Genomic DNA, 16930 nt, shown 5'->3' on the forward strand with positions numbered 1-16930 from the left:
ATCCTGCTGTCTCCCGACATTGGAGACCCTGTGATGAATGTGCTGCTGGTTTATGCCCACCCCGAACCCCGCTCCTTGAACGGCTCGCTCAAGGACTTCACGATCAAGCGCCTGCAGGCCGCCGGCCACGCGGTCCAGGTCTCGGACCTGTATGCGATGAACTGGAAGGCGCCGCTGGACGCCGACGACAGCCTCGGCCGGCCGGACAACACCCGCTTCGATCCGTCCCTGGATTCCAAGCGCGCGTTCGAAGAGGGCCTGCAATCGGCGGACATCGCCCGCGAGCAGGAAAAACTGCTCTGGGCCGATACCGTGCTGCTGCAATTTCCCCTGTGGTGGTTCTCCATGCCGGCGATTCTCAAAGGCTGGGTGGAACGGGTCTACGCCTACGGTTTCGCCTATGGCGTGGGCGAGCATTCGGACGCGCGCTGGGGCGATCGCTACGGCGAAGGCACCCTGGCGGGCAAGCGGGCGATGCTGATCGTCAGCGCCGGCGGCTGGGAATCCCACTACGGCCCGCGGGGCATCAACGGGCCGATGGACGACCTACTGTTCCCGATCCACCACGGCATCCTCTATTACCCCGGCTTCGACGTGCTGCCGCCGTTCGTGGTCTACCGCACCGGGCGCATCGACGAGGCGCGTTTCGCCACAATCTGCGACCAGCTCGGGCAACGCCTCGACCAGTTGCAACACACCGCGCCCATCGCCTTCCGCCCGCAGAACGCCGGGGCCTACCAGATCCCCGAACTCACCCTGCACCCGGACATCGCTCCCGACCGCCAGGGCTTCGCCGCCCATCTGGTGTAGGGGCCCCGCACACTCACTGCCAGCCCCCGCCCAGCACCTTGTACAGGCTCACCCGGTTGCTCTGCTCGGCCAGGCGCAGGCTGATCAGGTCCTGCTGGGCGCTGTACAGCGAACGCTGGGCATCCAGGGCTTCGAGGTAGCTTTGCGAGCCGCCGCGATACAGCGCGTCGGCCAGCTCGAAGCTTTTGCGGCTGGCGTCGGTCAGCGCCCGCTGGGCATCCAGGCGTTCGTCCAGGGTGCTGCGTTCGGCCAGGGCGTCGGCGACTTCCTTGAAGGCGCTCTGCACGGTCTGCTGGTAGGTCTGCACCTGGATCTCGCGCTCGACCTTGGCCGCGTCCAGGGTCGCGCGGTTACTGCCGGCGTCGAACAATGGCAGGCTGATGCTCGGGGCGAAGGTCCAGGCACCGCTGCCGGCCTTGAACAGCCCGGACAACGCCGAACTCGCCGAACCGGCGTTGGCGGTCAGGCTGATGCTCGGAAAGAACGCCGCCCGCGCCGCGCCGATATCGATGTTCGCCGACTTCAGCGTATGTTCCGCCGCCAGTACATCGGGACGCCGCTGCAACAGGCTGGACGGCAACTCGTCCGGCACCCGCACCAGCAGCGCCGCCGATTGCAGGCTGGCGCCGGGCAGCAGCTCGTCGGGGATCTCGCTGCCCACCAGCAGGCGCAGCGCGTTGCGGTCCTGGAGAATCTGGCTGGCGTACACCGCCGCGTCGCCGCGGGCCGACTCCACGGTGGTCTGCGCCTGGGCCAGGGCCAGCCCGGAGGAACCGCCCAGGGCATGGCTGCGCTGGGTCAATTCGTAGGTCGCCTGCTGGCTGCGCAGGGTGTCCTGGGCCAGGCGCAACAGCTCGTTGTCCGCCGCCAGGGTCAGCCAGGCCGTGGCCACCTCGGCCACCAGGCTGATCTGCGTGCTGCGCCGGGTCTCGGCCAGCGACAGATAGGCTTCCAGCGCCTCGTCCTTGAGGTTGCGCAGCCGTCCGAACACATCCAGCTCATAGCTGCTCAGGCCCAGCTGCGCGCTGTAGTCATGACTGGTGGCGGCCACGCCGCTGCCGGAGGAAGAAGCCGGCGTGCGGGCGTGAGTGCCGCTGATCCCGGCATCGATCGCCGGGAACAACGCTGCGCGCTGGATGCGGTACTGCGCCTGGGCCTTCTCGATGTTCAGGCTGGCCAGGCGCAGGTCGCGGTTGTTGGCCAGGGCCAGGGCCTGCAAGCGCGCCAGGCGCTTGTCGGTGAAAAACTGTTGCCAATGGATATCGGCAGCGGCTTCCCCAGTGGATACCTTGCTGCCCGGCAACCATTGCTCGGCGACCGGCGCCTCGGGGCGCTGGTATTCGGGCGCCAGGTTGATGCAACCACCGAGCAGCGCCAGGGCAGGCGCCAGGGCCCAACGAAACTTGATCATGCATCACCTGTGGCAGCGGGTTGAGTGGAAGTCGTGGAGACACGGGTAAAGCGGCGACGGATCAGCACGAAGAACAGCGGCACGAAGAAGATCCCCAGCACCGTGGCGCTGAACATGCCGCCCAGCACGCCGGTACCGATGGCCCGGCGCCCGGCCGAACCGGCGCCGGAGCTCAAGGCCAGGGGCAGCACGCCGAACATGAAGGCCAGGGAGGTCATGAGGATCGGCCGCAGACGCTGGCGCACCGCGGTCAGGGTCGCCTCCAGCAGGCTCGCGCCCTGCTCTTGCAGGTGCTTGGCGAACTCGACGATGAGAATTGCGTTCTTCGCCGACAGCCCCACGGTGGTCAGCAGCCCCACCTGGAAGTACACGTCGTTGCTCAGGCCGCTGAAGCGGGTCGCCAGCACCGCCCCGATCACGCCCAGGGGCACCACCAGCATCACCGAGAACGGCACCGACCAGCTTTCGTACAAGGCCGCCAGGCAGAGGAATACAAACAGAATCGAAATCCCGTAGAGCAACGGCGCCTGGGAGCCGGACAGGCGCAGTTGATAGGACTGCCCGGTCCACTCATAGCCGATGCCCTCGGGCAGTTGCTTGACCAGGGATTCGACCACATCCATGGCCACCCCGGAACTCACCCCCGGCGCCGGATCGCCCACCACCTCCAGCGACGAGATGCCGTTGTAGCGCTCGAGCAGCGGCGAACCGTAGCTCCAGGCGCTGCTGGCGAAGGACGAGAACGGCACCATCTCGTCATTGGCGTTGCGCACGAACCAATGGTCCAGGTCTTGCGCCTGCATTCGCGCCGCGGCCTCGCCCTGCACGTAGACCTTCTTCACCCGGCCCTGGTTGAGGAAGTCATTGACGTAGGTGCCGCCGAGGGCCGTGGACAGGGTGCTGTTGATGTCGCTGGTGCTCAGGCTCAGGGCCCCGGCCTTGCGATCGTCGATGCTGACCTTGAGCTGCGGCGTGTCGTCCAGGCCGTTGCTGCGGACCCCGAGCAGGCGCGGGTCCTGCTGCGCCAGCTGAATGAACTGTTCGCGGGCCGCCACCAGGGCGTCGTGGCCCAGGCCGGCGAGGTCCTTGAGCTGCAGGTCGAAACCCGAGCTTTGCCCCAGGCCCCGTACCGCCGGCGGCTGCATGACGAACACATTGGCATCGCCGATACTCGCCAGCGCCTGGGTTGCGCGCTGGGCAATCGACGCCGCATCCTGGCCGGCGCCCAGGCGCTCGCTCCAGTCCTTGAGCTTGATAAAGGCGCGGCCGGTGTTCTGGCTGTTGCCGCCCATGCCCAGGCCGCTGATGCTGATCAACGCCTCGACCTCCGGCTGTTCGAGCATGTAGTTCTCGAACTGTTTCATCACCGCCTGGGTGCGGCTGTCGGTGGCGCCCACCGGCAACTGGATCTGCGCCATCAGGGTGCCCTGGTCTTCGTCCGGCAAAAACGAGGTCGGCAGGTTGATATAGCCGACGCCCATGACCAGCAGGAACACCCCGTACAGCAGCAGGCTGCTGCGGCTGCGTTGCAGGATGCCGCCGACCAGCCGCTGATAGGCCTGGGCACTGCGCTCGAAATGGCGGTTGAACCAGCCGAAGAAGCCGCGCTGCGGCCCATGGCCGTGCCCGTGGGCATCGGCAGGCTTGAGCAGGGTCGCGCACAGCGCCGGGGTCAGGGTCATGGCCACCAGCACCGACAGCAGCATGGCCGAGACAATGGTCACCGAGAACTGCCGGTAGATGACCCCGGTGGAACCGCCGAAAAACGCCATGGGAATGAATACTGCGCTGAGCACCAGGGCAATGCCGATCAACGCACTGGTAATTTCCGCCATCGACTGGCGCGTGGCCTCCAGGGGCGACAGCCCCTGCTCGCCCATCACCCGCTCGACGTTCTCTACGACGACTATGGCGTCGTCCACCAGCAGGCCGATGGCCAGGACCATGGCGAACATGGTCAGGGTGTTGATCGAATAGCCGAGCAGCGCCAGCACACCGAAGGTACCCAGCAGCACCACCGGCACGGTGATCGCCGGGATCAGCGTGGCCCGAAAGTTCTGCAGGAACAGGAACATGATCAGCACCACCAGGACGATGGCTTCGCCGAGGGACTTGACCACCTCCTCGATGGACAGGCTGACAAAGGGCGTGGTGTCGTAGGCGATGACGTTCTTCAGTTGCATTTCTGCCGGGTAGAATTGCTCCAACTCCTTGAGCCTGGCCTTGACCGCGTCGCCGACACTCAGGGCGTTGGCCCCGGTCGCCAGCTTGATCCCCATGGCCGAAGCCGGCCGGCCATTGAGGGCCGTGCTCATGTCATAACTTTCGCTGCCCAGCTCGACCCGCCCCACATCGCTCAGCAGCACCACAGCGCCGTCACTGGACGACTTGACCACCACATTGCGGAACTCGTCCTCGGTCTGCAGCTTGCTGCGCGCGGTAATGGTCGCGTTCAGTTGCTGCCCGGGCACCGCCGGCACCGCGCCCAGTTGCCCGGCGGAGACTTCGGTGTTCTGCGCCTCCAGGGCGGCGCTGACGTCGGACGGCATCAGGGCGTACTTTTCCAGCTTGGCCGGGTTCAGCCAGATGCGCATGGCGTAGCCCGAGCCCAGGGTCTGCACCTCGCCAACGCCGTCGATACGGCTGATCTGGTCAAGCAAGGTGCTGGAGATGTAGTCGCCGACCTGGGTGCCGGTGACGCTCTCGTTGTCCGAGGCCAGGGCCGCGATCATCAGGAAGTCCGAACCGCCCTTGGTCACCGTCAGGCCTTCGCTCTGCACCGACTGCGGCAGGCGCGACTCGGCCTGTTGCAGCTTGTTCTGCACCTGCATCTGCGCCACGTCCGGGTCGGTGCCGGCGGCGAAGGTCAGGTTGATGCTGGCGCTGCCCGCCGAACTGCTGGTGGCCGACATATAGGTGAGGTTGTCCAGGCCGGTCAGCTGCTGTTCGATGACCTGGGTCACCGAGTCTTCCACGGTCTTGGCCGAGGCGCCGGTGTAGGTGGCGGAGATCCGCACCGTCGGCGGCGCGATGTCCGGGTACTGCTCCAGGGGCAACTGGCTGATGGACAAGGCCCCGGCGAGCATGATGACGATGGCGATGACCCAGGCGAAAATCGGCCGGTCGATAAAGAAGCGCGCCATGCTCAACCCTCCTGCGCCAGGGCGGTGGAGGCTGCCTGTGGCGCCCGGCCGCGGGTACCGGTGCCGCTGTTCTGCGCCACCACCGCGGCGCCGACCCGGACCTTCTGCCCGCCTTCGACGATCAACTGGTCACCGGCATTGAGGCCGGCTGTCACCCACCACTGGTTGCCCACTGCGCGGTCGATGGTCACCTGGCGTTGCTCGACCTTGCCCTCGACCACCACCAGCACCGAGGTCATGCCACTGGCACTGCGGTTCACCGCCCGCTGCGGAATCAGGATCGCCTGCTCGTCCCGGGCCTGTTCCAGCACCGCCCGCACGTACATGCCCGGCAGCAGCAGGCGTTCCGGGTTGGGAAACTCGGCGCGCAGGGTCACGGTGCCGGTGCCCTGGCTGACGCTGACCCCACTGAATTTAAGGCGCCCCTCATGGGCATAGATGCTGCCGTCGTCGAACTTGAGGCTGACAGGCACTTCATCCGTCGCATTGCCTTGCAGCGCACCGCTGGCCAGGTCGCGCTTGAGGCGCAGCAGCTCGGTGGTGGATTGGGTGACATCGACATAGATCGGGTCCAGTTGCTGCACCGTGGTCAGCGCCGTGTCCTGGTTGGCCACCACCAGGGCGCCGGGGGTCACGGTGGAGGTCTCGATGCGCCCGCCGATGGGCGAGCTGATGCGCGTATAGGCCAGGTTGATGCGCGCCGTCTCGACGCCGGCCTGGGCCACCTGCAGATCGGCCTGGGCGGTCAGCAGGCTGGCCTGGGCGTCTTCGTTGTCCTGCTGGCTGATGGCGTCGATCTTCGCCAGTCGGGCATCGCGAGTGGCGGTGGCCTGGGCCGACTTCAGGGTGGCGCGGGCCTTGGCCAGGGTGGCCTGGGCTTCCGCCAGGGCCGCCTTGTAGCTGGCGGCGTCGAGCTGGTACAGGCTCTCTCCGGCCTTGACCTCGGCGCCTTCGACGAACAAGCGTTGCTGGACGATGCCGCCCACCTGGGGACGGATCTCGGCCACCAGGAACGCCTGGGTACGCCCGGCCAGCTCGGTGGTCAAGGCCTGGCTTTGCGGCTGCACGGTGATCACCGAGACCTTGGGAACGTCGGCGGTGGCCTCAGGCGCCGCCGGCGAGCAACCGCTCAACACGAACAGCACCATCAGGGAAACGATGACCGCAGCGGTCACCAGGGATTTGGCAAAGATTTTGCTCGACATAACGGCCTCTGCAAGACGGAATGGCTTGTGCTCGTGGCCATGCTGCGAGGCAAATGTGCAGGAAAATTGAAGATTGCCCGGCGACCTTGAATCTTGGCCGCGCCGGGGCCTAAATGAGCAGGCCATTCCTCCAGCCTGCGAGCCCATGAAACTGAGCATCTCCACCAAACTGTTCGGCGCCGTCCTGGCCAGCGTGCTGTTCGTCATCCTGAGCATGGGCCTGGCCACCGGCTGGAGCTTCGGCCGCGGCTTCCTCGGCTACCTCAACGAACAGGCGCTGCAACGCATGGAACCGGTGCTGCCACGCCTGGCAGAGGCCTATGAGCGCGAAGGCAACTGGGAGTTCATCCGCGACAATCCCGACCGCTGGTTCGACATCATGCGCCCGGGGCCCAAGGCACAATCGCAGATCCGCAAGCTGAAACTGCCGCTGACCTCGGACCTGACCGGTGCGCTGTTTCGCATTGCCCTGCTGGACCGCGACAAGCAGCTGGTGATCGGCTATGCGGCGATCGCCGACGATGCCCTGCTGCGGCCGATCGAGGTGGCCGGCAGCACCGTCGGCTGGCTGGCCGTATCACCGTTCCAGAGCGTCAGCGAAGCCGGCGGCGAACGCTTCTTCCAGTACCAGCTGCGCACCAGCCTGGCGGTGGGCGTGGCCTCGCTGTTGCTGGCGATGCTGATCGCCTGGTGGATCTCGCGCACCCTGCTCGACCCGGTCAAGCGCGTGGCCGCGGCCACCCACCGCCTGGCCGCCGGGGAATACAGCAACCGGGTGGCCGAGGCCTCCAACGATGAAGTCGGCCAGCTGGCCCGCGACTTCAACCAACTGGCCCGCACCCTGGAGCGCAACGAACAGATGCGCCGCGAATTCATGGCCGACGTCTCCCACGAGCTGCGCACCCCGTTGTCGGTGTTGCGTGGTGAGCTGGAGGCCATCGAGGATGGCGTGCGCAAGCTCGACCGGCACTCGATGCAATCGTTGCAAAACGAAGTGAGCATGCTCAGCAAGCTGGTGGACGATCTGTACGAGCTGGCCCTGGCCGATGTCGGCGCCCTCACCTACCGCAAGAGCGAGTGCTCGCTCAACGAGCTGCTGCAGGCCAGCGTGGCGATGTTCCAGGAACGCTGCCAGGCCGCCCGGCTCCAGGTCGAGCTGAAACTGCCGGAGCGACCGATGCAGCTGGACGCCGACCCCAAGCGCCTGCAACAGCTGTTCGCCAACCTGCTGGAGAACACCCTGCGCTACACCGATGCCGACGGCCAGTTGCGCATCCGCGCCTGTACCGAGGGCGATAACCTGCGGGTCGATTTCATCGACTCCGGCCCCGGGGTCGAGGCCGAACAACTGCCGCGGCTGTTCGAGCGCTTCTACCGGGGCGAAGCCTCGCGCAACCGCGCCAGCGGTGGCGCCGGCCTGGGCCTGGCGATCTGTCGCAGCATCGCCCTGGCCCACGGCGGCAGCCTCGACGCCGATCACTCGCCCCTGGGCGGCCTGTGGCTGACCCTGCGCCTGCCCGGCAAGGTTTGAAGCATGAGCACCGAACAGCCGATCCTGATCGTCGAAGACGAACCGAAACTCGCCGCCTTGCTGCGCGACTACCTGGACGCCGCCGGCTACCCCTGCCGGTGCCTGGACAACGGCCTGGACGTGGTGCCGGCGGTGCGCGCCCAGCCCCCGCGGCTGATCCTGCTCGACCTGATGCTGCCGGGGCGCGACGGCCTGGAGGTGTGCCAGGAGCTGCGGCGTTTCAGCGAAGTGCCGATCATCATGATCACCGCCCGGGTCGAGGAAGTGGACCGCCTGCTGGGCCTGGACCTGGGCGCCGACGACTACATCTGCAAGCCCTTCAGCCCGCGCGAAGTGGTGGCCCGGGTCAAGGCCATCCTGCGCCGCAGCCCGCAGCTGACGGCGACCGCCCAGGCCCGGCTGTCGATCGACGAAGAGCGCTACTGCGCCTCGTTCGACGGTGTGGCCCTGGACCTGACCCCGGTGGAACTGCGCCTGCTCAAGACCCTGGCAGCTGCTCCGGGCCGGGTGTTCTCCCGCGACCAGTTGCTCGACCACCTGTACTCCGACCACCGGGTGGTGACCGACCGCACCGTCGACAGCCATGTGCGCAACCTGCGGCGCAAACTGGCCCAGGCCTGCCCGGGGGAAGACCCGATCCAGTCGTTGTATGGCGTGGGTTACAAACTCGAACTGGGCGCGCTGCCCGGCTGAGCGGTTGCGACAAGCCGGGGTATCCTGCGCCGCCAGGAACTTCAAAGGTGCGCGACATGACCCGACTACAGCAGGTGGACATTGACGTGAACGCGGTGACCAGCACGGTCGAACTGCATGCCACCCTGCGCGATGCCCTGGGTTTTCCCGACTGGTACGGCGCCAACTGGGACGCCTTCCGGGACGCCATCACCGGCCTGGTGGAAATGCCCGTGCAGCTGGAATTCCATGGCTGGGACGAGCTGGCCACGCGCTTGCCGAGGGATGCCCGGCTGCTGCGGCAATGCCTGGAAAAGATGACCGTCCACTACCCGGAATTCGCGCCGCAGGTGACGTTCGGTTGAACAGCACGCCAACGCAACATACCGTTCCTTGATGCCATTGCCCTCCTCTACGCTGACCTCGCCCCCCTGCATGTCCTCAGGCACTTCCAGCGGATGCACCTGGGGACCGATGAAAGGGTCGCTGGGCGCACCTACGACTGCTGGCGCGTCCAGGCATCCTGCTGGTCCTGCTTGACGATGTCGACGAAGTGCGCCGGCAGCAGGTTGCGGAAAAGCCCGCCGTCGCCCTCCACCACCTCGACCATCTTCGCCACCATTTCCTCGGGGTCGTATTGCTCGAAAGGGAACTTCAGCCCGGAGTGATCGGTGAAGTGTTTCTGCGGGTCGTACCAGCTTTTCCAGGTCTCCATCATCCGGTCGTTGAAGCCAGTGGAATACGGCCCGGGGTTGATGGTCGCGACCTGGACGCCGAATTCCGCCAGCTCCATGTGCAGGGCCTCGGCGATGGACTCCAGGGCGTGCTTGGAGGCGCAGTAGGCACCGGTGAAAGGCCCGGTGAGCAGGCCGGCGATCGACGACACGAAGACGATCTTGCCCTTGCGCCGCTCGACCATCTGCCGCACGAAACCCTGGGTCAGCTCCAGGTTGGCGAACACGTTGGTCTCGAACTGGGAGCGCAGGATATCCACGGGGATTTCCGCGATGGCGCCGGTCTCGGCGTCGCCGGCGTTGTTCAGCAGCACGTCGATCTCCCACTGCCAGGCATGGGCCCGGTCGCGGGCCGAGGTGATGTCGAGCTTCTCCACCCGCAGCTTGAGGTCCAGGCTGGCGGCGAGTTCGCGCAGTTCGGTGACCTGCGGGGTGATCTGCACCCCAGCGATCACTTCATGGCCGTTGGCTGCCAGGCGCAGCGCCACCGCGCGACCAAGGCCCGAACCGGCGCCGGTGACCAGAATACGTTTTTTGCACATTGTGGGTTCTCCAGGAAAATGTCGCTGGCCAGGGCTCAGAGGCAAGCCCGGGCGATGGTTTCGTCTTCAACCGCGGTGCCGCCGGAGACGCCGATGGCGCCCAGGCAGCGCCCCGCCTGATCGACGATGGGCAGGCCGCCGGCAAAGCTGGTCAAGCCGCCGTTGCTCTGCTCGATCGACCACAACGACTGCCCCGGGCCGGACAAGGCGCCGAGTTCGGCGCTGGCGGTGCGGAACAGCGCCGAAGTCCGGGCCTTGCGCTGGGCCAGGTCGATCGCCCCCGGCACGGCGTCGTCCATGCGCACGAACGCCAGCAGGTTGCCACCCGAATCGACGATCGCGATACACACTGAAAGCTGCATCTGCATGGCTTTGGCGATGCCCTTGTCGAGCATCTGCCGGGTGGGTTTGAGGGTGACGGGCCAGTGCATGGCAGGACTCCTTTGCGGTTGAAAAGAGTCTATGAAGCTCGTAGCTTTAAGAGAATCCACATTCTCCCTACAACACTATTAAGTATTTCTAACAATGAGCCGACGCGATCCACTGGCCGGGCTGCACCTCTTCATGGCGGTGGTCGAGACCGGCAACTTCACCCGCGCCGCCGCCGTGCTGGGCGTGACCCCGGCGGCCGTGAGCCTGGCCATCACCCAGCTGGAAAGCGAACTGCAGACCAGGCTGTTCCACCGCACCACCCGCGGCGTCAGCCTGACGGAAAGCGGCCAGCGATTTCACGAAGGCAGCGAAGCCGGTTACCGCAGCCTGCTGCAGGCCCGGGACGAGCTGGGGGAAACCCAGGGCGAGCCGTCGGGGCACCTGCGCATCAGTGCCTTGCACATGGCCAAGCACCTGATCGTCGCCCCGCTGCTCGAAGACTTCTTCCAGCGCTACCCCAGGGTCACCCTGGAAATACGCTACGAAGATCAACTGGTGGACATCGTCAAGGAACAGCTCGACGCCGGCATCCGCCTGGCCGACGCCCTGCACCCGGGCATGCACGCGGTGCAGATCACCCCGCCGCTGCAATGCGCCCTGGTGGCCAGCCCGCAGTACCTGGCGCGCCATCCTGCGCCGCACAGCATCGACGAGCTGCACCAGCATTCCTGTGTGCGTTTTCGTTTTCCCAGCAGCGGGCAGATGCACAAATGGCAGCTGCACGACGGCCAGCACGAGGTGAAGCTGGATGTGCCCGGGCGCTTCATCAGCACCGATACCCAGGCGGTGATCGAGGCTGCCCGCGCCGGCGTGGGCATTGCCCATGTGTTCATTCGCGAACGGATCGCCGCCGACCTCGACAGCGGCCAGTTGGTGGAAGTCCTGCCCGGTACCTGCCAGCCGCTGCCGGCCATGTGGCTGTACTACGCCAACCGCCGGCACGTCCCCCCCAAGCTGCGCGCCCTGATCGAGGTGTTGCGGGACTGGAAGCAGTCGCTCGGGCGCGACACCCGGTAAAACGCCCCCGAGATAAGCCCTAGGCCCGCGCCCGGACGCTCGGCACCAGCAGCCGCACCAGGGAATCGGCCGTCGTGCGCAAACGTTCCGGCTCCTGGTAGATCCGTTCCATCACCGCCAGCCCGCGGGTGAAGGTGACCATGACCTGCGCCGCTTCTGCCGGCGCCAGGGCCAGGTCGCCCTGGATCGGCTCGGCCGACAACGCGCTGCTGATGGTCAGTTGCAGGGCGTCCAGCAGGTCGCGCAAGCGTTGCTGGATGCGCGGGCCGATGGTGTCGGCGTCGGTGGCCGTCTTGGTGGTCAGGCAGCCTTTGGGCGGTGTGCCGCTGGTCATGTTACTGATCGCCACCTGGAAGAACTGCCGCAGCGCGGTCTCGGCGTCCGCGGCCTCGAGGGCCTTGGCGGCGTTACCCAAAAAGCGCGTGGCGTAGGCTTCGAACGCCAGCAGGAACAACGCTTCCTTGCCGCCGTAGGCGTGGTACAGCGAGCCGCGCTGGACCTCGGCCGCCTCGGCCAGGTCGGCCATGGAGGTGGACTGCCAGCCCTTGCGCCAGAACACCTCAAGGACCGCCGACAACACTTTTTCTTCGTCAAACTGCCTGACACCCGCCATAAAAATCACTGCTCACATAATTATTGACAACCTTGTCAAAGATACTAACACTGCGATCCTTGACACACCTGTCAATCATAGCCGATAGGTGCTGTGCGGTAAGCATGCTTGATGTACTGGTCCACGACTTCCGCTGCGTGCCACGGAAGGAAGTCGGCTTCAACTGCGCAGTCACGCCCGGCAACAACGGGCGTGGGCGCGAGCGGTTTTCTCTTTTTACGTCAGGAAAAAGGAGTCTACGAAATGGTTTCGAACAGTCGTATCCAGTATGGCTACATCAATGTCATCGAGCCCGCCGAGCACAAGGGCGAGCTCACCCGCGACAAGGTCGAGCGCTTCACCGAGGGGTTCACCAAACCGGCCCTGCTACACAAACTCGCGCCCATCGGCGAGGAACTCTCGCAACGATCGTTCTTCGACCAGGTCGGCTCGGGGAAAAACCTGCAATGGCGGGTCAAGTCCGGCGACCAGCCGGTGTCGATGCGCGACGAGAACGGCGCCTCGGACTACAACTACGTCACCGGCCGCGTCGGCACCGGGCAGGAATTCCTCGACGACATCTTCACCCACCACCTCGACGTCTACTCGCACCTGGGCACGATCTCATCGAGCTACAACGACCCCTACGAATGGGGCAAGGACGCTTTCAACCTGGTCAAGCAACAGGTTTTCAGCAAACCCTGGTTCAACATCGACGCCTGGAAAGTCACCGGCCACATGTTCCTCGGCTACAGCACCCAGGAATACGGCGAGCCGGCCCGCGGCGCGGTGGGCAGCGACTGGCACATTTTCCCGACCCTGAACATTTTCGTGATGATCGCCGGCACCAAGAAGTGGAGCACCCGTCCACCGCAGCTGGGCGACCAGTTCCGCGACTACGACCTGATGTTCGAAACCAGCAGCGGCCGCGAAGCGCCAGGCGGCGACTACGAGGCCGACACCGTCTACGTCGAGCCGGGTGACGTGCTGATCAACCCGCCCTTCGAATGGCACAAGGTGCTCAATGCCCGCGGCCTGAGCATCGGCGCGGCGTTCCGGGTGATCGACATCGACTACCTGAGCAAGCTGGAGAACCGCCGCAACCTGGACCTCTCCAAGGTCGCCCATGACAACGGCAACTTCGCCGAAACCGAGGAGCTGGCGCACTTCCTTACCAGCGTCAACTACGCCTCGCGCCACATCAACCGGGCGCAGATGCTGCTCAACGACATCGAGTACGCCTACCTGCGCAAGCGCGGCAACAGCGGCTCGGTGAAGATCGGCCACCGCTAGCCCCGGAACAGCCGCAGCGAGGACCCGCTCATGACGCTTACCGTCAGTCCCGAACAGCGTTGGGCCGGCATTCTGTGCGGCCTCGCCGCGGCCTTGATCTGGGGCGCGTTCCCGGTGGTCACCCGGTTGGGGCTGACCCGCACGCCGCTGGATGCCTACGACATCACTTGCATCCGCTACGGCGTCTCCGGGCTGATCCTGCTGCCGTACCTGCTCCGCCATGGCCGCCGGGGCCTGGGCTGGACAACCATCGGCCTGATGGTCGTCGGCATCGGCGCGCCGTACATGCTGGTGGTGGCCCAGGGGCTGGCCCTGGCCCCGGTGGAACTGTTCGCGGTAGTGACCCCTGGCAGCATGATCCTGTTGTCGATCCTGATCGGCGCGCGGCTGTTCGGCACCCGCCTCGGCGCCCGGGCGAACGCCGGCACCGCGCTGATCATCGGCGGTGTGCTGCTGGCCGGCTGGCACAGTTTCGCCGGGGCCCAGGCCTCGCCCTACGCCTACCTGATGTTCCTGCTCGGCGGCCTGCTGTGGGCGATCTACACCCTGGTGTCGAAATGGTCCGGCAGCGACGCGCTGCACGCCACGGCGATCGTCTCGGTGTGCTCGATGGTCCTGTACCTGCCGGTCTACCTGGCCAGCCGCGGGCTGCGGATCCTCCAGGCGCCGCTCTGGGATATCGGCATCCAGGTGGTCTACCAGGGCCTGCTGGTGTCGACGGTGGCGTTGTTCTTCTACAGCCGCTCGGTTCAGTTGCTCGGCGCTTCGCTCGGCTCCACCTTCGCCGCGCTGGTGCCGGGCACGGCCATGGTGCTGGCCGCCCTGCTGCTCGGCGAGCGCGCGGACAACACGGCCATCGCCGGCTTGCTGGTGGTGACCGCCGGCATGCTCCTGACCCTGTTGCCGCAACGCTCGCGCCCGCTGCCGGGCGCCATCGGCCAGCCGACACCCAGGCCACCAGGGCCCACACCATGAGCGACCTGCATGAGCGGAGCGCAACCACAGCCCACAGCGAAGGAAAACCAAGCATGAGCAGCGCACCCCTGACCCTCTACGAACTGGCCGGCGCCGACCCAGACCTGCGCTTCAGCCCGCACTGCTGGAAAACCCGCATGGCCCTGGCCCACAAAGGCCTGGAAAGCCAGCGCATCGCCTGGCGCTTCAGCGACAAGGCGCGCATCGCCTTTTCCCGACAGGGCGCGGTTCCGGTGCTGGTGGATGGCGACCAGAACATCAGCGACTCCTGGCGCATCGCCCTGCACCTGGAGCAGCGTTACCCCGAGCGCCCCTCCCTGTTCGGCAGCCACGACGCCATCGCGCTGTCGGGTTTCGTCAACCGCTGGGCCGACAGCATGCTGCTGCCCGCCATGGCCCGGGTGATCCTGCTGGATGTGTACGAACAACTGGCCGCCGAGGACCGGGAGTATTTCCGCAGCTCCCGCGAAGCGCACTTCGGCACCTCGCTGGAACAGCTGGTGGCCCCGCAAGCCAAGCACCTGGAGCAGTTGCGCCAAGTCCTGACGCCGCTTCGCCAGACCCTCAAGGGCCAGCCCTTCCTGGCCGGCGAGGCCCCGGCCTACGCCGACTATTGTGTGTTCGGCATGTTCATGTGGGCGCGCTGCACCCGTGGCGAAGAGCTGCTGCCACCCAACGACGCCCTGCATGCCTGGCGCGAACGCCTGCTGGACGCCTTTGGCGGGCTGGCGCGCGCGGCGACCCTGGCCACCCCTCTCGAGACTGGAGCACGACATGTCCAATGATCCCGCCCTGCACGACTTCGCCGTCCGTTCCTCGGACAAGATCCGCTATGCCGATACCGACCGCCAGGGCCATGTGAACAACGCGGTGTTCGCCACCTTCCTGGAAACCGGGCGGGTGGAAATCATCTACGACCCGCATGCGCCGCTCGCCGAACCCGGCAGCGAATTTGTCATCGCGCGCCTGGAGCTCGACCTGCGCGCCGAACTGCGCTGGCCCGGCACGGTGCAGATCGGCACCCGGGTCGCGACCCTCGGCAAAAGCTCGATGACCCTGGAGCAGGCACTGTTCCAGGGCGGTCGCTGCGCGGCCCTGGCCACCACCGTGATCGTGCAGATCGATGCCCAGAGCCGGCGCTCGAAACCCTTTGGCGAAGAGGCACGGCGCCGCTTGGGTGCCCTGACCACGGCCGCGGACTCGTTCGCGGTGAAATAGGCGGAGGACGTCATGTCGACGCTACAGCACCTGTTCTCGGCCCTGCCGTTTTTCCAGCTGGCGGTGATCATCGTCGCCAGCCAGCTGTGTGGCACGCTGCTGGCCCGCTGGGGGCAGTCGCGGGTAATCGGCGAAATCTGCGTGGGCATCCTGCTCGGTCCCTGCCTGCTGCTGGCCCTCGGCGCGCAGTGGCATGCGGTAGTCTTCCCGGCGGCCATCCGCTTGGGCATCGAGACCCTGGGCAATATCGGCCTGGTCCTGCTGATGTTCCAGATCGGCCTGCGCTTCGACACCCATCACCTGAGCAGCCACAAGATCGGCTTCAGCGCCCTCTCCGTGGCCGGCGGCGGGGTGATCCTGGCCTTTGCCCTCGGGGCCCTGGTCGGGCTGCTCTCCCACGGCGCCCTGGCTCCCGCCCAACCCCGGCTTGGCTACGTGCTGTTCTGCGGCATCGCGCTGTCGATCACCGCCCTGCCGGTGCTGGTGCGAATCATCAGTGACCTGGGGCTGGAGCACTCACTGGCCGGGACGGTGGGCATCGCGGCCGCCGCCATCACCGACATCATTGGCTGGGTGCTGCTGACGCTCATCGTCGCCCTGTCCAGCAGCGACAGCTCGCTGTTCGGGGTGTTGCGCCAGCTGAGCTTTATCGTCCTGTTCCTCGTCCTCGCCCGCTGGGGTTTGCGCCCGCTGCTGCCAGCCCTGACGAGGCTGCTCGCGACACGCAGCGCGCGCCCCGCCGCCGATATGAGCATGGCCCTGATGCTGGCGGCCGCCCTGCTGTGTGGCTGGATCACCACCCTGATCGGCCTGCACAGCGCCCTGGGCGGGCTGATCGCCGGCTGGCTGCTGCGCGAGCAGCGCCAGCACTGGCACCGCCACATGGAAGGCTTCGTCAACATCGGCCTGGTGCCCTTCTACTTCGCCGCCACCGGGCTGAAGATGGACCTCGGCGCCCTGGCGCCCCTCGACAGCTGGCTGTGGCTGCTGGCCTTCTTCGCCGCCGCGGTGCTGGGTAAAACCGTCGGCTGCTACCTCGCCGGCCGCCTGTCAGGCCTGTCCGTGGAAGTCTCGCGCAGCGTCGCGGTGTTGATGAACACCCGTGGCCTGATCGAAATCATCGTGCTCTCCGTGGGCCTGGACATGGGGCTGATCTCCCAGAGCGCGTTCTTCCTGTTGCTGATGGTGGCCATCGCCACCACCTTGATGACCACCCCGCTGCTCCGGCGCCTGGCCAGGATCGAGGCCGTTCCATCCGCGCTGGCGAAAGGCAAGCTGCAGACTTCCGATCGGTAACCATCGACCGACCGGGAGAGTCGGAGAAACCCAGGAGCTACACTCGCAGGTTGTGCCTT

General features: G+C 66.3%; 16 protein-coding genes. 10 read left to right on the forward strand and 6 right to left on the reverse strand.

Going from position 1 to position 16930, the window contains the following annotated elements:
- The first annotated feature begins 33 nt into the window (after positions 1-33).
- Positions 34-810, forward strand: coding sequence for an NAD(P)H-dependent oxidoreductase (locus IF690_RS17220; RefSeq protein WP_202696632.1), 777 nt, complete (start codon positions 34-36; stop codon positions 808-810).
- Between the two features lie 13 nt (positions 811-823).
- On the opposite strand, the gene IF690_RS17225 is transcribed toward IF690_RS17220, so the two are convergent.
- The 3 genes from IF690_RS17225 to IF690_RS17235 are packed head-to-tail and all read right to left on the reverse strand — an operon-like array spanning position 824 to position 6569.
- The gene (locus IF690_RS17225; RefSeq protein WP_202696633.1) at positions 824-2221 is read right to left on the reverse strand and encodes an efflux transporter outer membrane subunit; all 1398 of its coding nucleotides are present in this window, start codon (positions 2219-2221) and stop codon (positions 824-826) included.
- On the reverse strand, positions 2218-5364 hold the full coding sequence (locus IF690_RS17230) for an efflux RND transporter permease subunit (RefSeq protein ID WP_202696634.1): 3147 nt from the start codon (positions 5362-5364) through the stop codon (positions 2218-2220). Before IF690_RS17230 ends, IF690_RS17225 begins: the two co-directional genes overlap by 4 nt.
- Positions 5365-5366: 2 nt before the next feature.
- Positions 5367-6569, reverse strand: coding sequence for an efflux RND transporter periplasmic adaptor subunit (locus IF690_RS17235; RefSeq protein WP_202696635.1), 1203 nt, complete (start codon positions 6567-6569; stop codon positions 5367-5369).
- Between the two features lie 145 nt (positions 6570-6714).
- On the opposite strand from IF690_RS17235, the gene baeS reads away from it, so the two are divergent.
- Genes baeS through IF690_RS17250 form a run of 3 tightly spaced genes read left to right on the forward strand, consistent with a single transcriptional unit; the run spans position 6715 to position 9137 of the window.
- Complete coding sequence (gene baeS, locus IF690_RS17240) at positions 6715-8100, forward strand: sensor histidine kinase efflux regulator BaeS (RefSeq protein WP_202696636.1); 1386 nt, start codon at positions 6715-6717, stop codon at positions 8098-8100.
- Between the two features lie 3 nt (positions 8101-8103).
- Positions 8104-8793 carry a response regulator gene (locus tag IF690_RS17245; protein WP_202696637.1) on the forward strand — a complete coding sequence of 230 codons (690 nt, stop codon included), beginning with the start codon at positions 8104-8106 and terminating at the stop codon, positions 8791-8793.
- Between the two features lie 56 nt (positions 8794-8849).
- The gene (locus IF690_RS17250) at positions 8850-9137 is read left to right on the forward strand and encodes a barstar family protein (protein WP_202696638.1); all 288 of its coding nucleotides are present in this window, start codon (positions 8850-8852) and stop codon (positions 9135-9137) included.
- A gap of 131 nt (positions 9138-9268) precedes the next feature.
- On the opposite strand, the gene IF690_RS17255 is transcribed toward IF690_RS17250, so the two are convergent.
- Positions 9269-10048 (reverse strand): SDR family oxidoreductase, encoded by a 780-nt coding sequence (locus IF690_RS17255; protein WP_202696639.1) that lies wholly within the window; start codon positions 10046-10048, stop codon positions 9269-9271.
- A 35-nt stretch (positions 10049-10083) separates the two neighbouring features.
- Positions 10084-10479 (reverse strand): GlcG/HbpS family heme-binding protein, encoded by a 396-nt coding sequence (locus tag IF690_RS17260; RefSeq protein ID WP_202696640.1) that lies wholly within the window; start codon positions 10477-10479, stop codon positions 10084-10086.
- Positions 10480-10573: 94 nt separating this feature from the next.
- Here IF690_RS17260 and IF690_RS17265 point away from each other — a divergent pair, with 94 nt between their 5' ends.
- The gene (locus IF690_RS17265) at positions 10574-11497 is read left to right on the forward strand and encodes a LysR family transcriptional regulator (protein WP_202696641.1); all 924 of its coding nucleotides are present in this window, start codon (positions 10574-10576) and stop codon (positions 11495-11497) included.
- 19 nt (positions 11498-11516) lie between these two features.
- Here the strand turns inward: IF690_RS17265 and IF690_RS17270 are convergent, their stop codons facing one another.
- Positions 11517-12077: a TetR/AcrR family transcriptional regulator gene (locus IF690_RS17270; RefSeq protein WP_252189574.1), complete on the reverse strand. Its 561-nt coding sequence runs from the start codon at positions 12075-12077 to the stop codon at positions 11517-11519.
- A gap of 276 nt (positions 12078-12353) precedes the next feature.
- On the opposite strand from IF690_RS17270, the gene IF690_RS17275 reads away from it, so the two are divergent.
- The 5 genes from IF690_RS17275 to IF690_RS17295 are packed head-to-tail and all read left to right on the forward strand — an operon-like array spanning position 12354 to position 16871.
- On the forward strand, positions 12354-13382 hold the full coding sequence (locus IF690_RS17275) for a cupin domain-containing protein (RefSeq protein WP_202696643.1): 1029 nt from the start codon (positions 12354-12356) through the stop codon (positions 13380-13382).
- 30 nt (positions 13383-13412) lie between these two features.
- Positions 13413-14357: a DMT family transporter gene (locus tag IF690_RS17280; RefSeq protein WP_202696644.1), complete on the forward strand. Its 945-nt coding sequence runs from the start codon at positions 13413-13415 to the stop codon at positions 14355-14357.
- On the forward strand, positions 14354-15142 hold the full coding sequence (locus IF690_RS17285) for a glutathione S-transferase family protein (RefSeq protein WP_202696645.1): 789 nt from the start codon (positions 14354-14356) through the stop codon (positions 15140-15142). Before IF690_RS17280 ends, IF690_RS17285 begins: the two co-directional genes overlap by 4 nt.
- A complete protein-coding gene (locus IF690_RS17290; protein WP_202696646.1) occupies positions 15132-15575 on the forward strand; it encodes an acyl-CoA thioesterase in 444 nt (147 codons plus the stop codon). Before IF690_RS17285 ends, IF690_RS17290 begins: the two co-directional genes overlap by 11 nt.
- A 12-nt stretch (positions 15576-15587) precedes the next feature.
- On the forward strand, positions 15588-16871 hold the full coding sequence (locus tag IF690_RS17295; RefSeq protein WP_202696647.1) for a cation:proton antiporter: 1284 nt from the start codon (positions 15588-15590) through the stop codon (positions 16869-16871).
- The last annotated feature ends 59 nt before the right edge of the window (positions 16872-16930 follow it).

This window comes from Pseudomonas sp. SK3(2021) (assembly GCF_016772375.1).
GTDB classification, from domain to species: Bacteria; Pseudomonadota; Gammaproteobacteria; order Pseudomonadales; family Pseudomonadaceae; genus Aquipseudomonas; species Aquipseudomonas chlororaphis_I.